This window comes from Streptomyces sp. NBC_00353 (assembly GCF_036108815.1).
Lineage (GTDB): Bacteria > Actinomycetota > Actinomycetes > Streptomycetales > Streptomycetaceae > Streptomyces.
In genome coordinates this window covers 1,761,386-1,776,166 of the sequence record NZ_CP107985.1, presented here as the reverse complement: position 1 = coordinate 1,776,166, position 14,781 = coordinate 1,761,386, and the positions used below count along the sequence as shown (strand labels likewise).

The following is a 14,781-nucleotide window of genomic DNA, read 5'->3' as shown; positions in this document are numbered from 1 at the left end:
AACAGCGTCCACGGGAGTGAAGGTCGTCTTCGACGCCGACACCCGGCCGGCGGCGGGCAACCACAACGACCGCAAAGTAGGAGCAGGCCGGCACCGAGCACGCCGTCGGCCGGGCCACGGTCATCGTGGACGGCGGCTGCCGGAGCACCGGTCTGGTCATCCCGCACCGTCGCGAGCCGGCCAGGCCGAACTCCCGGCCAGTTCGGGCTGTTGACGCCGCCACGCGGGGCGTCCGATCGGCGTCCACATGTCCGGTCGCCGCCTGAATTAGGAACGGTCACTCCGCGACGTCGACGATGATCTTTCCCGCGGCGGATCCGCTCTCCACCGCCTTGTGGGCCTCGACGGCCGTATGGAGGGTGAAATGCCGGGGATCGACCATGGGCATGAGCGCCCCGGCGTCAACAAGGGCGGCCGCCTCCCGCAGAATCTCCCCGTGGTGCTCCCGGCCCCGTCCGGTCAGCATCGGCAGCAGCGTGAAGACGCCCGAGTATGTGGCCCCGCGGAACGACAGGGGGGCAATGCTGTGGGTGCCCCAACCCAGGGCGCTGACCACATGACCGGTGTAGGTGCGCACCGCGGTGAAGGAGGCGTCGAGCGTTTCGCCGCCGACGGTGTCGAAGATGATGTCGAAGCCCTCACCGCCGGTGTGCCGGGCGACGTAGTCCTCGACCGGGGTGGTGGTGTAGTCGATCGGCGTCGCTCCAAGGCGGGCGATGGTCTCCAGGCTGCGGGCCGATCCGGTTGCGAAGACCTCGGCTCCCCGCGCCCGGGCGACTTGAATGGCCACATGCCCGATGCCGCCCGCTCCGCCGTGGACGAGGACTCGCTGACCGGTTCTCACCCGCGCCCGGTCCACCAGACCCTCCCAGGCCGTGATGACGGTCAGTGGGAGTGCCGCCGCCTCCCGCGGGCTCAAGGAGACGGGCTTGTGCGCAAGTAGTTGGGCGTCGACGGCCGCGTACTCGGCCAGCGAGCCCTGCAGGTCGCCGACGCCGCCGGTGAGCCCGTACACCTCGTCGCCCGGGGCGAAGCCGGTGACCTCGGGACCGACGGCCTCGACCACGCCGGCCAGGTCCACTCCAAGGATGGCGGGCAGTCGGCTGCGAGCGTGGGCCGCCTTACCGGCCCGGATCTTGGTGTCCAGCGGATTCACGCCGCTGGCCGCTACTCGCACCAGCACCTGGCCCGGCCCGGCGGCAGGGGTCGCGAGTTCGCTCAGGGTCAGCGGGCCGCCGAACTGCTCCAGCACAACCGCGCGCATGGATGCGGCCTCCGCAGGGCGGGACGTGGTCATGGTATTCCTTTCGAACAGACAGGTCTGTTTTCTTTGGATCCGAAAATCCCCTCATGCGCCCCTGAGAGAGGACGCATGAGGGCCTGGAGGGGGTCAGATGGCAGGTGGCGGGCAGGAGCGCCTGACCGCGAACCGTGCCGCCTCCTTGGCGGCGGCAGGCATGGCCGGGTCCTGCTCGAGCTTGCCCGCCGCCAGCGCGCCGTCGACCAGCAGGGTGAGCTGCAGGGCCAGCTGGTCGGGGTCGTCAGCTCCGGCCGCCTCGGCCAGGTCGCGCACCCATGCCCGCACCGCTCGCTTGTGTTCGACGGTCACGGTGTGCGGGAGACTCCCCGGCTCACTCTCGGCGGCGGCATTGATGAACGGGCAGCCGTGAAATCCGTGCCGTTCGTAGGAGGCGGTGACCGCGTCGAACAGACCCACCAGCTGATCGCGGGGACTGTCACCGGCCGCCAGCGCGGCGGCCCGCAGCTTGCCGCGCCAGGAGTCGTCGGTCCGCCGCAGATAGGCGGCGGCCAGTTCGTCCTTGGACGGGAAGTGCACATACAGGGTGGACTTTGCGACGCCGGAATCGGCGATGATGCGGTCGATGCCCACGCCCCGCAGCCCATGGGCAGAGAACAGCTCTTCCGCCGTCGTAAGGATGCGCTCGCGCGCCGGGAGGCGCTTGGCCGTGGCAGGCATGGCAGTTCTCGACCCTCTCCGGACCCCTGGATTCGTCACCTGAAGACTAACAGACAGGTCTGTCCGATCAAACGGTGGAACGGCGTGCCTGGCCGGCGGTCGAGGACCTATCTCGCAGATACCGTCGGAGTGATGAGGCGGATCGCGCGGGCGCGGCCGTTCTTCAGCATGGAACGGTTTGGTGGACACGCCGACCCGAGAGGCCGGCCCCGCGAGGGGTGCGCTCGCTGAGCATGCGGTCGAGAGGGATCTTGATCGCCTGGCTGCCGTTGGCGTCGGGCGCCATCACACCGTGCCTTTCGGATCCTCACCTCTGCGACCAAGTGGCCGAGTAGCGGCCACCAGCCTGCGACCCGCAGGTGCTTCGCTGAAGACGCCCGGGCGCGATGTGCCGTGGATCAAGCGGCGCCCGTTCAGCCAAGGGCGCCCAGGGCCACTTCGACGGCCCCCATCAGCGAGGACCGGTCCGGATCGATGGCACCCATCACCTTCAGCCCCTGCATGGTCACCAGGAGGAATCGGGCCAGGTCGCGGGGGTCGCGGGTGGCGGGCAGCTCCCCACTCGCCTGCGCTTCCGCGATGACCTCGCAGAGTGCGTCCTCCAGCGAGGCGGTCGTCGAGCGCACGTGCGCGGCGGCCTTGGGGTCGTGTGCGATGCGCTCCGTCGTGGCGCCTACGATCAGGCAGGCCTGCCGGCTGCCGTCGCGCACGATCGTGTCCACTGTCCCGACCAGGACCTCGCGCAGCAGCTCGCGAGCAGGTGCCCCACCGCGCAGGAGCTCGACCAGAGGTAGCGCATACCGTTCGCGGTACCTGTCCATGGCCGCCAGGTACAGCCCCTCCTTGCTGCCGAACGCGGCATACAGCGATCCGCGGCCCAAGCCGGTGGCGCTCACCAGGTCCTGAACCGACGTTCCCTCGTAGCCCCTGCGGCGGAAGGCGTTCATCGCCGCCTCTACCGCCGCCTCCGTGTCGAATTCCCTGATGCGTGCCATGAACCGAAGCCTATCAGGAACGCACGGTACAAATTTTACTTCCATATGCGACATGCAAACAGAAGTTTTTTTTGACTCATCGTTCCACATAGGGTTCACTGGAGGCCGCCGCCCGATCGCCCTCCTGGCAGCGGCACTCCTTGGATCAGCGTCCGGCGCTCACAACGCCGGCCTGAACTCAAGGCCGGACAAGACCTGCCGCGCCCGCCCACGAGGCGCGGAGCCGAAAGGAAGACACCATGGACGAACAGGAATCCCGTAAGCCCTCCGTGTGGCGCTCCCGCGTGGCAGGCGCGGCCGCGGCGGCCACGCTGCTGGTCGGCGGCGGCGCAGGAGCGGCGGCCTGGGCCGCCCAGCCCGCGTCCGGCGAGCACGACCCGGCGCACTCCCGTACCGCGTCGAACGCGACCAGTGTGCAGCGGCTGGCCGACATCGAGGACATCCGGCAGCTGAAGGCGCGTTACTTCCGGTCCATCGACAGCAAGCAGTGGTCGAAGCTGGCCACGCTCTTCACCGCTCACCCCACGATCGACGTCGGCGCCAAGTACAGCAGCGGCAAGGAGCTCGCCGAGAAGACGGCGGCGCTGCTCGGCGACGCCCCCAGCGCCCACCAGGGCTTCCTCCCGGAGATTCAGGTGCACGGCAACCGCGCCTCGGCAATCTGGGCGATGGAGGACTACGTGAGCTTCCCGGCCGGCTCCAGCTACAAGAACGGCTTCCACGGCTACGGCGAGTACCACGACACGTACAAGCGGATCAACGGCCACTGGTACATCGACAGCACCGTGCTGTCCCGGTTCCGGGTGGACAACGTCCCCAATTGGACGCCGCCCTCCGCGCCGAAGAAGTAACAACAAGACAGACACGCCCCCGTGGGCCCGTCAGGGCCCCTATTCGCAGGAGTGAAACATGAGCACCATCGGTGTCGGCATCATCGGCGGCAGCCAGGGAGGCTGGGCCTCCATCAGCCACATACCCGCCCTGAAGGCACTGCCGGACTTCGAACTGCGCGCCGTCAGCACCTCGCGCCAGGAATCCGCGAACGCTGCCGGGAAGGAGTTCGGGGTCGAGGCCGCCTTCGACAACCACGCGGACCTCCTTGCCCATCCCGGGGTCGACGTCGTCGTGGTCGCGGTCAAGGTCCCCCACCACCGGGAGCTGATCTCGGCGGCGATCGACGCAGGCAAGACCGTCTACGCCGAATGGCCGCTCGCCCTGAACCTGGCCGAGGCCACGGAGCTGACCCGGCGCGCCGAGGCTGCGGGGGTTCGCACCGCCATCGGCCTGCAGGGCCGCTACCACCCCGAACTCCGCTACGCGCGCCGCCTTGTCGAGGACGGCCGGATCGGCCGAGTCCTGGGCACCAGCATGGTGGCCTCCGGCATGGTCTGGGGCGGGGAGACCACCCGGGCCCATGCGTACTGGTACGACCGGACGCAGGGTGCCACTCCGCTGTCCGGCGCCGCCCTCCACGCCATCGACGCGCTCAACGTCACGCTCGGCCAGTTCGGCCACCTGTCGGCCGACCTCGTTCTGGGCCGCACGCAGGTCACCGTGACCGACGACGGCAACACCGTCGTCCCGGTGACCGCCCCGGACCAGATCTCCCTCATCGGCACCCTCGACAGCGGCGCCGCGGCGTCCGTCTTCTACCGCGGCGGCACCTCCCGCGGCGACAACTTCCGCTGGGAGATCAACGGCACCGACGGGGACCTCGTCCTGACCGCCCCGTGGGGCAACCTCCAGGTCACCGACCTCACGCTCCAGGCCGGCTTCGGCACGGACACGACCGTCTCCCCCCTCGAGGTGCCCGCCGCGTACTCCACCGACATCCCCGCAGGCCTCACCGGCCCGGCCAGGAACGTCGCCGCGCTCTACACGCACCTGGGACGGGACTTGCGCGAAGGGACCCGCACGGTCCCCGACTTCGCCTACGCCCACACGCGCCACCAGCTCCTGGACGCCATCGACCGCTCATCCGCCGAAGGCGCCGCGCAAACCCTGGCCTGACCGGCCCGACCCGGCGGGAACGCCGTGCCCACCCGGGCATCCCCATGCCTCGAATCCGTAACGAACGGTCAATAATTGCGAGGGATCATGAAGACAGTAGGCGTAACCCGATTCGGGGGGCCGGAAGCCCTGCGGGTCTTCGAGGTGCCCGAGCCCCACGCCGGCCCCGGTCAGGTGCGCGTCCGGGTGCACGCCGCATCGGTGAACCCCGGCGACAGGTATCTGCGCAACGGTTCACTCGGCCTCATCTCCCCTGCACCCCCGTACGTCCCGGGCATGGAAGCCGCCGGAGTGTTGGACGAGATCGGGGCGGGCGCGGTCACCGATCTGCGCATCGGGGACCGGGTGATGGCGATGACCATGCCGACCGAGCCCGGCGGCGGCGCCTATGCGCAGTACCTGACCCTGCCCGCGCAACGGGTGACCCGCGCACCCGAGGGAACCAGCCATGCCGAGGCTGCGACGCTACCCATGAACGGACTGACCGCCCGGCGGGCCCTTGACCTGCTCGGCCTCTCCGCCGGGCAGAGCGTCGCGGTCACCGGTGGTGCGGGAGTGGTCGGCGGACTCGTGATCCAGATGGCCAGGGCCGAGGGGCTCACAGTGGTGGCGGACGCGTCGCCGGCGGACGAGGAACTCGTGCGTTCGATGGGGGCCGACCTCGTAGTACTGCGTGGACCCGGCGTGGCCCGGCGCATTCTCGACGCCGTGCCGGAGGGCGTGGACGGACTGGTGGACGCGGCCGTCATCGGCTCCTCGGCGGTGGCCGGGGCCGTCCGCGACGGCGGCGTCATCGTCACGTTCCTCGGCGAGGGCCCCCGCGCTCTTCGCCCCGTCGATCTGCGACGCCGATCCCTGCGCACCTACATGGTGTTCGTTCCGGACTACCTCGACGACCGCGCCCGGCTGGACCGCCTGCGCTCTCAGGCCGAAGCAGGCGAACTCACCTTGCGCATCGCCCGCGTCCTGCCGGCGGAACAGGCCGCCGAAGCCCACCGTCTCCTCGAGGCCGGCGGTGTCCGCGGCCGACTCGTCCTGGAGTTCTGACCCTCCCAGCACCAGTACCAGCACCACATCAACCAACTGCTGAGGACCTCTTCCTTCATGTCTGCGACATCCACACATCTGCATCCGCGCCGCTGGGCCGCACTGCTGTTCATATCCATCGCCCAGCTGATGGTCTTCCTGGACAGCGCGGTCATGAACATCGCGCTGCCCTCAGCCCAGGACGCCCTGCACTTCTCCGAGGGCGGCCGCCAGTGGGTCATCACCGCCTACGGCCTGGCCTTCGGCGGACTGCTCATCCTCGGCGGGCGCCTGAGCGACCTCCTGGGCCGCAAGCGGACCTTCACCATCGGCCTGGTCGGCTTCGCCCTGGCCTCCGCACTGGGCGGAGCCGCCACGAACCTGGGCATTCTCCTGACCGCGCGCGCCGGGCAGGGCGTCTTCGGTGCCCTGCTGGCGCCCTCCGCACTGGCCCTGATCTCGCTGACCTTCACCAACCCCAAGGAACGCGCCAAGGCCTTCGGTATCTTCGGCGCCATCGCCACCGCCGGCGGCGCCCTCGGCCTGCTGCTCGGCGGGGTGCTCACCCAATACCTGAACTGGCGCTGGTCGATGCTGGTCAACATCCCGATTGCCGCCATCGGCATCATCGGCACAATCACTGTGGTCCACGACATCCCCATCGAGGGCAAGCGCACCCGCCTGGACATACCCGGCGCGATCCTCGCGACTTTGGGCCTGGTCGCCCTGGTCTTCGGCTTCGCCGAGGCAGAGAGCCGCGGCTGGGACTCCGGCCTCACCATCACGATGCTCATCGCAAGCGTGATCCTCCTGCTGGCCTTCGTCATCCTGGAGCGCAAGCTCACATCGCCGCTGCTGCCACTGCACATCCTGACGGAACGCAACCGGGCCGGCGCCTACCTCTCAGTGGGCCTTGCCGTGATCAGCATGTTCGGCATGTTCCTGTTCCTCAGTTACTACCTGCAGCTGGTCAAGGGCTACTCCCCGATCGAAACCGGTGCGGCGTTCCTGCCGCTGGCTGCCGCCCAGGCCTTCGGCTCCATGGTCATCGGCACGCGGCTCACCGGCAGGATGCGCCCCGGCCTGCTGATGAGCGGCGGCTACCTCGTCACCGCAGTCGGCGTGCTCCTGCTGGTCCTACTGCGGGAAGACAGCTCCTACAGCCTGCTCGCCGTCGCCGAGATCATCACCGGCCTGGGCATCGGCACCGCCTTCATGCCCTCCATGAGCCTGGGTACCCACGGAGTCCAGCCCGAGTACGCCGGTGTCGCCTCCGCGATGGTCGGCGCCTCCCAGCAGGTCGGCGGTTCGGTCGGCACCGCACTGCTGAACACCATCGCGGCCAGCTCCACCGCCACCTACCTGCTCTCCCGCGCACAGGGCAAGGCCAACACCAACGCCGCGCTGGTGCACGGATTCTCCACGGCCTACTGGTGGGCGGTCGGCTTCCTCGTCCTTTCCGCGCTGATCTCCCTCCTCGCGGTCGACGCACCCCGCCCCAGCCACCACACCACCGAATCCTCCAAGGTCCCCGAGATGGCGATCTGACTTTTACGCCCGAGCCCGGACCGCTGTGAGTGACGACGACGGTCAGGCGGCGCGTGAAGCCGATGCAGACCTGCGGGCCTACCTCGACGCGCTGATCGCAGCGCTCACGAAAGGCTGGGGCGAGCCGCTCATCGTTGATCTGTGGCCGTATCTGCGGGCCGGCTTTGATGGGGAGGCGGTGTCTGAACCAATCAACTTCCTGAGCCAGCTGGCCAGAAGCATGCAGGCGTGGCCGAGCCGCCGATTGCCTAGGGGGCGATGGTGTGGACCTGCGCCCTGCTCAGGGCCATTGGCGTTACTGAGGGTTGGTGGAGGGTGAAGGTACCCACGTCGTGGCACGGTCTCACCCCTGCGCCTCGAAGGAACCGACACGGTCCCCACCGAGCTCGGCTCCATCCAGACCCCGGACGCCGTTCTGTGCCGCACCAACGTGGGCGCCATGCACGCACTTGGCCACCCCGAAGGGCCCGCCCGACGCTCGATGCGATCGGATGGTCCGGCGCGATCCGGGCCGAGGGAGTCGTCGGCTCGTGGGGAATTCCCAATGGTCCGAACGGGGTCGGGATGCTCAAACCCAGTTGCGTCGAGCTGCTGCGACACCAGCTCCGAACCGGTTGGTGGTCCCCAGTTCCGTGTAAAGGTCTTGGATCCGCCGCCGCAGCGTCCGTGTCGAGACCCCGAACTGGCGGGCAATGGCGTCGTCCTTGACCCCAGCAGCAAAGAGCGCAAGCAAGTTCCGTTCTTCGTCAGTGGGTTTCCGGGTCCGGTCGCCTTGGGCGGACGGCGCTGGTGACGGCAACGACTCGGAGTCGGGGCCCCCACTCAGTGAGGGCGCAGTGGTCCAGTAATGCTCGAAGAGTTCGGTCAATGCTTTCAGCAAGGGGGGAGCTTCGGTGTAGAGACACTCGTTGCTGTCGGCTGACAAGCTCAGCGAGACCATCGCGGCCGACCGGTCCGCCATCGCCAATTTGATAGGCAGCGCCGGTACGACCCTGGCTTCTTCCCCACGCGACACGAGGCTGCCCAGCGCCTGCCAGCCGCCTTCAGCATCGAAACTGGCAGCCGCGTAGACGACACGCACCCGCACCCCGCGCCGGACCGCTGCCTCGTCGAGTGGTCCATTCGGAGCCAGCAGGAACGGAGGGCGGTCCATGGCGCAGATCTCGGATCGGGCAGCCTGCTTCAAGCGGTAGTAGCAGTCGCCGACCGCCTCGGGACCGCTGATGGTCCTGGTGGCGGGTTCGGCCGTACTGGACCGCCTGGCGTCGTCGAAGATCGCACCCAACGGCCCCGCCGCGTCCCGCACTGCAGCCAGCTGACGCTCGCGTGACTCCACCAGTGTCCGCAGCGCGTGACGGGGATCCACCGTGAGGAACGCCCCCGAGGATCTACGGCTGACCAACCCGGAGTGGTGCAGACGTTCGAGCAATGCCAACGCGTGCTCGAAGCTCACTCCGAATGCCGCCATTATCTCGTCGACAGTCCCGCCGCCACGCACCAGAAGATGGCGATAGACAGCCTCCGCCTCTGTATCGAGTCCAACCAACTCCAAGGGTGCGTCGTTTTCCATCATTGCTCTCCACCTCTGGCCTTGCCCGTGTGACACCGATCAGGAAAATACAAGCCGTGGTGGCGGCCAGAGGAACGGGCCCCGGGGTTGCCTCCAGTTGGGGTCCCTCGATCTGCTGCCGTCGAGCCGCCGCAAAGAACGACATCTTCGATCGATTCGACGCACCACTCCGGCTGCCGGGAAGAAGCCCAGGGCCAGGACGGCGGGCCGCGGGCGTGTGGGCTGAACATCCGGAGCATCATTCCTGCTCGCAGCGTCCAGCCGGGCAGTCGACGAAGACAAGACGGCTGGTGTGACGATTCGTCAAAGGGTCAAGGGAACTGCATGTTGAGGCATACCCGGCCGTACTGCGCAAGACAGCGGCGGCCGGCTTGCGTGGTTGGGCTTCCTTGGGAAACCGACAACTCCTCGCGCCGTGCAGCATGTCCCGCTTGGAGATCATTGCGCGGACTTGCGCCATGTCCACTTGGTGACGTGGCACAGAAGTGCCAAAGCGCTGACTTTACAGTGATGCGAACGGATGGCTGACTGCCAAGGACCGCTGCCCATCTAGTTCATGAGGTTCCCTTGCGTATGTCTCCGTCCCGCAGACGCGGGTTGACGGCCGCCGTCACCGCCCTGATGGTGCTGACGGCCACCGGTCCTGCCGCGTCGGCCGACGTCGCTCCGACGCCTCCATCCCTCACCGCAACCGCCGCTGCCGGTCCTGCGATTGTGCGTACCGTCACGCTGATCACCGGTGACAAGGTCACGGTGACCGCGAACGGTGGCAGGCACTCGGTCACGTCGGTAGCCGATCCGCAGGGCAGGACCGGTGGCGCTCACGTCATGTCGGTCGGTGACGACATCTACGTGTATCCCGACGTGGCGTTGCCCTTCATCGAGTCCGGGGCACTGGACGAGCACCTGTTCAACGTGACCGAGCTGCTCGCGGACGGCTACGACGACGCGCGCAGCGACCATCTGCCGCTGATCGTCACGTACACCGACGCGGCGGCCCGCTCCCGGGCCATGAAGACCCCGGAGGGCGCCAGCAGGACCCTGGCCCTGAGCAGCATCCAGGGCGCGGCGATATCCGCGAAGCACACACGGGCGGCGGACTTCTGGTCCTCCCTCACCGGTGCCCGCAGGGCGCTTACAGGGGCGCGCTCGGCCGGGTCGGTGCCGGCGGCGCTGGCGGGCGGGGTCGCGAAGGTGTGGCTGGACGGGAAGGTCAAGGCCACGCTTTCCGACACCACCGCGCAGATCGGGGCTCCCGAGGTCTGGGCGGGCGGGGACACCGGGCAGAGTGTGGACGTCGCGGTGCTGGACACCGGGATCGACGCCACGCACCCGGACTTCGCCGGCCGCATCGTGGCCACGGAGAGTTTCGTGCCGGGGCAGGACGTCACCGACCGGCAGGGCCACGGGACCCATGTCGCCTCGACTGTCGCCGGTACCGGGGCGGCGTCCGGCGGCAAGGAGAAGGGCGTCGCCCCGGGCGCCGGGCTGCACATCGGCAAGGTGCTGGACAACGACGGCAGTGGTCAGGACTCCTGGATACTGGCGGGCATGGAGTGGGCCGCCCGGGACCAGCACGCCAAGGTCGTCAGTATGAGCCTGGGAGGCGGGCCCACTGACGGCACCGATCCGCTCAGCCAGGCGGTGAACCGGCTCAGCGAGGAGACCGGAACGCTGTTCGTCATCGCGGCGGGCAACTCCGGTCCGGAGGCGTACAGCGTGAGCGCCCCGGGAGCGGCGGACGCAGCGCTGACGGTCGGCGCGGTGAACGGCCCGGGGAAGGGCGTGGACCAGCTGGCGAGCTTCTCCAGCCGTGGCCCCCGCGTGGGCGACAACGCCATCAAGCCCGATCTGACCGCCCCGGGTGTGAACGTGCTGGCGGCCCGCTCGCAGTACGCGGCGGAGGGTGAGGGCGCCTATCAGACGATGAGCGGTACGTCGATGGCGACACCGCACGTCGCGGGCGCGGCGGCCCTGCTGGCCGCCAAGCACCCGGACTGGACGGGGCAGCAGCTCAAGGACGCCCTGGTCAGCACCACCGCGAGCACCCAGCGGTTCAGCCCCTTCGATGCCGGCAGCGGTCGGCTCGACATCGCCGCCGCTGTGAAGGCCACGCTGTTCGCCTCCGGGTCCGCGTTCGCCCAGGCCCACTACCCGTACACGCCCAGCCAGACCGTCCGCAAGGACGTCACCTACACGAACACCGGGTCCGAGCCGGTCACCGTGGACCTGTCCCTGAGCCAGGACCAGCTGCCCGAAGGTGTGTTCACCCTCACCGACTCGCGGCTGACCGTGCCCGCGCGCGGCTCCGCCACCGTCGGCGTGATCACCCACCTCGACGCGGCGGAGGACAATGCCGCCTACTCCAGTCGGCTCACTGCCACCCGCGCCGACGGCACGGTCCTCACCCGCACGCCGGTCGGCGTGAACAAGGAGGGGCGACGGGTCACGCTGTCCGTCACGGCGAAGGACCGCCACGGGGACGCCCTGCCCGGCACACTCGTCCTGAAGGACGTCGAGCGCAACACCGCGCCCAAGATGTACGAGATCGACGCCTCGGGCCGCTTGAGCCTGCGCCTGCCCCCGAGCACCTACTCGGCGTGGATGAACACCGCCGTGCCCGGGATCGACGGCACGCACACGCTGGGCTTCGCCATGTTCTCCGCGCCGCAGATCGACCTCGACGCCGACCGCACCGTCCGCTTCGACGCCGCGAACCTGCGCAAGGCGGCCGCCTACACCCCGCAGTCGACCGCCAACCAGTTCATGCGGGTGGACCAGTACCGCACCAACGGCGACCTGTTCCCGTTCATGGACAGCTACATGCCCGAGTCCTGGTTGTACGACAGCCTCTGGGTGACCCCGACGCCGAAGGTGACGAAGGGGTCGTATACCTTCGCGACCCGCTGGCGGCAGGTCCAGCCGCCGCTGACGTTCTCCTCCGGTTCGCAGACCTACGCCGGCGTCGTCATCCAGAGCCTGTCCCCTGCGCTGCCTGAGGGCACGGGCAGCTACCGGGCTGTGTGGGCCGGCAACGGATCGGCTGCGGACTTCCGCAAGCTGAAGGTGCGCGGCCAGGTGGCGGTCGTCCGCCGCAGCGACACCGTGCCCGCCCCGGACCAGGCCGCGGCCGCGGCGAAGGCCGGTGCCAGGCAGCTGCTGATCCTGAACGACGGCTACGGAAAGTTTGACCCCTGGGCGGATCTGCCCGATGCCGCTCCGCTGCCAGTGGCCTCGCTCGGTACCGACGACAGCGCACGGTTGCTCAGCCGGCTTCGAAAGACCGGCACGGCGACGCTGAGGGTGGTCTCGCACCCGCATCCGCGCTACCTGTACGACCTGGTCCGCCACCACGACGGGGTGATCCCGCGCGACCCGTCCTACCGGCCCGGCCCCGGCGAACTGGCCCGGATCGACGAGTCGTTCCGCGACACCAGGCAGGGCGAGGCCCTGGAGGACCGGCAGGACGTGTCCGCCATCTTCAACGGCCCCATGCTCAGTGACTCCACGCCGGTCGCGACCCAGGGCACGCTGACGTCGTGGGTCACGGCGGGCACCGGCGTCCGCTGGGTCTCCGGCGCGGGCATGAGCGACCTCGGCCAAAGAGGCCTGGCGCGTTCGTACAAGCCGCGCAGCACCACTGGCGAGAGTTGGTTCTCATCCATCCAGCGCCCGCGACTGCTCAACGACGGCGTCAGCTGGCGGGCCCCCTTCCGGACCGGCGACGTCATCAGCACTTCCGTTGTACCGGCCTGGGGAGACGCCGGCGGCCACGCCGGCGTCGTCTGGGCCGATAGCGACACCTCGAAGATCTCGCTGTACCAGGGCGACCAACTGCTCGGCGAGGACGTCAACGAGCGGATTGTCACCGTCGAGGGCGTGTCACCGGACGCGCTGCCCTACCGCATGGTGGTGGAGGGCAAGCGGAACCTGCCGGACCGGCCGTACTCGATCCGTACCCGCACCGAGTGGGGGTTCACCTCCAGCACCACGGACTACACGGTTCTTACGCCTCTGCCGCTGGTGCAGCTCGACTACGCGGTGGCCACCAACCTGGCCGGCAAGGCGCACCGGCGGACCGGGCTGACGGTCACCCCATCGCACCTGAAGGGAGCGGCGGGCGCGGGCGCGATCCGCGCGGTGACGCTGGAATTGTCGTACGACGACGGTGCCACGTGGCGCCGGACGACGCTGCGGCAGTCGGGCGGCGACTGGAAGGCGCAGCTCGACGCGCCGTCCCGGGCCCGCTTCGCGAGCCTGCGCACGACGGCGCGGGACACGAAGGGGAACAGTGTGAGCCAGACCGTGATCCGCGCCTTCGGCCTGAAGTAGCGACGGCGGGCGGCTGACCAAAAGGCTCCTGTCCGCGGTGGAGACCGCGGACAGGGGCCGCACGAGGGACCCCCTCGCCGACACCCACGCACACCTCAAGGCCCCCCGACCTTGCAGCCCGCATCGATACCATCACCCACAACGCCGACCGACTCCGCCGAGCCGGTAGCGACGACCGCAGAACCACCTGAGCACCTCTCCGACGGTCTTCTGAAGCGGCAACACGAGACGGGGGTACCCCCGGATGGGCGGGCGACGGTCCATCGCGGGCTTGGCAGTGACAAGTGCCCGCACCAGGGCCTCGCTGGCTTAGAGGCGGGCAGCTGGGCCACGTCACCCAGGCGCTGTCCGGTACTTCTCGGCCAGGCCGATGCCGGAGTGTCGGGCATGCCGGTAGGCGCCGACGGCGACGGTCGCCATCGTGGCGGCGTCCAGGCCGTGGACCATCGCGTCGATGACCGCCGCGTGCAGGATGTTGTCGTTGAGGTCGTGGTCGAAGCTGTCGCCCGCGATGTCGTACGCGGGCTCGACCGCTCCGCCTACAGCGACCTGTGGCACAGACATGGTCAGCGGCGGCAGCAGGGACCATTGCATCTCCGCGGCCACACTCATCGGTTCGCGACGGCGGGCCTGGAAGAACCGGTCGGCGTATGCGTGATTGATGACCAGAATGTCGGCGACCAGACTCGCCAGAGGGCGCAGCAGCCGCCGGTCGTCGTCATCGACGGCGTCCAGGGTCAGTGCCAGCACTCCCAACTCGTCGCTGCCGTCCAGCAACGGCAGATACATCCGAACGCCGTCCGCCTGCGCCACCTCGACGGGGTGGCGACGACGACTCGGTGGGCGAGCCGTTCGACCTCTTCGAGGCGGGAGAAGCCCGCTCCGAAGGGGCACAGTTGCTCGGCGGGGACTCCGGCCGCGGAGGTGAGCTTGTCGGTCGCTGCCTGCGCCTCTTCGGCCGTGCGGCCGTGTACGAGGACGGTGGCGCCGCGCTCGGCGAGCAGCCGTGCCGTCTCGTAGCCGATGCCGGAGGTGGCCCCGGTAACGAGGACGGTGCGGGAGGAAAGATTCGAGTCGGACATGGTCCATCCATGGATCTGGGCACGCTTCGCCGCCCGCCGCGCTTGCGGAGGGGCCGGGCGTGTACGGATACGACAAAGGGGCACCGGACCAGGTCACGGCACCCCGGGGTTACGGACTACGCGTCAGGTGCTCCCCTACGCCCCGAAGGCGTAGGGGAGGGAAACCGGCGTGTCCGAACAGCGGGGCACACGACCAGGCGACGCCTGATGAGGCGGCCGGTCGAGAAGGAGCCACTCGCT

The 14,781-nt window shown here is 69.1% G+C and carries 10 protein-coding genes and 2 pseudogenes; 6 read left to right on the top strand and 6 right to left on the bottom strand.

What is annotated here, in order from left to right:
* Positions 1-7: 7 nt before the first annotated feature.
* Positions 8-196: pseudogene (locus tag OHA88_RS08435) on the top strand (IS5/IS1182 family transposase); the annotation flags it as partial.
* An 81-nt stretch (positions 197-277) separates the two neighbouring features.
* Here OHA88_RS08435 and OHA88_RS08430 read toward each other — a convergent pair.
* The 3 genes from OHA88_RS08430 to OHA88_RS08420 all read right to left on the bottom strand — a co-directional run bounded on the left by OHA88_RS08430 (position 278) and on the right by OHA88_RS08420 (position 2,973).
* Entirely contained in the window at positions 278-1,297 is a 1,020-nt protein-coding gene (locus OHA88_RS08430; protein WP_328624924.1) for a zinc-dependent alcohol dehydrogenase family protein, read from the bottom strand.
* A gap of 93 nt (positions 1,298-1,390) precedes the next feature.
* Complete coding sequence (locus tag OHA88_RS08425) at positions 1,391-1,978, bottom strand: TetR/AcrR family transcriptional regulator (RefSeq protein WP_328624923.1); 588 nt, start codon at positions 1,976-1,978, stop codon at positions 1,391-1,393.
* A 413-nt stretch (positions 1,979-2,391) separates the two neighbouring features.
* A complete protein-coding gene (locus OHA88_RS08420; RefSeq protein ID WP_328624922.1) occupies positions 2,392-2,973 on the bottom strand; it encodes a TetR/AcrR family transcriptional regulator in 582 nt (193 codons plus the stop codon).
* Positions 2,974-3,212: 239 nt separating this feature from the next.
* Between OHA88_RS08420 and OHA88_RS08415 the strand changes: the two genes are divergently transcribed.
* The 4 genes from OHA88_RS08415 (at position 3,213) to OHA88_RS08400 (ending at position 7,557) form a co-directional block, all read left to right on the top strand.
* Entirely contained in the window at positions 3,213-3,824 is a 612-nt protein-coding gene (locus tag OHA88_RS08415) for a nuclear transport factor 2 family protein (RefSeq protein ID WP_328624921.1), read from the top strand.
* A 58-nt stretch (positions 3,825-3,882) separates the two neighbouring features.
* The gene (locus tag OHA88_RS08410) at positions 3,883-4,983 is read left to right on the top strand and encodes a Gfo/Idh/MocA family protein (protein ID WP_328624920.1); all 1,101 of its coding nucleotides are present in this window, start codon (positions 3,883-3,885) and stop codon (positions 4,981-4,983) included.
* A gap of 87 nt (positions 4,984-5,070) precedes the next feature.
* Complete coding sequence (locus OHA88_RS08405; RefSeq protein WP_328624919.1) at positions 5,071-6,030, top strand: NADP-dependent oxidoreductase; 960 nt, start codon at positions 5,071-5,073, stop codon at positions 6,028-6,030.
* A gap of 57 nt (positions 6,031-6,087) precedes the next feature.
* Positions 6,088-7,557 (top strand): MFS transporter, encoded by a 1,470-nt coding sequence (locus tag OHA88_RS08400; protein WP_328624918.1) that lies wholly within the window; start codon positions 6,088-6,090, stop codon positions 7,555-7,557.
* A 568-nt stretch (positions 7,558-8,125) separates the two neighbouring features.
* Here the strand turns inward: OHA88_RS08400 and OHA88_RS08395 are convergent.
* On the bottom strand, positions 8,126-9,130 hold the full coding sequence (locus tag OHA88_RS08395) for a LuxR family transcriptional regulator (protein WP_328624917.1): 1,005 nt from the start codon (positions 9,128-9,130) through the stop codon (positions 8,126-8,128).
* Positions 9,131-9,700: 570 nt separating this feature from the next.
* On the opposite strand from OHA88_RS08395, the gene OHA88_RS08390 reads away from it, so the two are divergent.
* Entirely contained in the window at positions 9,701-13,459 is a 3,759-nt protein-coding gene (locus OHA88_RS08390) for a S8 family serine peptidase (protein WP_328624916.1), read from the top strand.
* Between the two features lie 351 nt (positions 13,460-13,810).
* On the opposite strand, the pseudogene OHA88_RS08385 reads toward OHA88_RS08390, so the two are convergent.
* Together OHA88_RS08385 and OHA88_RS08380 are read right to left on the bottom strand one after the other, a co-directional pair.
* Positions 13,811-14,278: pseudogene (locus OHA88_RS08385) on the bottom strand (serine/threonine-protein phosphatase); the annotation flags it as partial.
* Positions 14,197-14,541 carry an SDR family NAD(P)-dependent oxidoreductase gene (locus OHA88_RS08380; protein WP_443044194.1) on the bottom strand — a complete coding sequence of 115 codons (345 nt, stop codon included), beginning with the start codon at positions 14,539-14,541 and terminating at the stop codon, positions 14,197-14,199. The gene OHA88_RS08380 and the pseudogene OHA88_RS08385, both read right to left, overlap by 82 nt.
* Between the last annotated feature and the right edge of the window lie 240 nt (positions 14,542-14,781).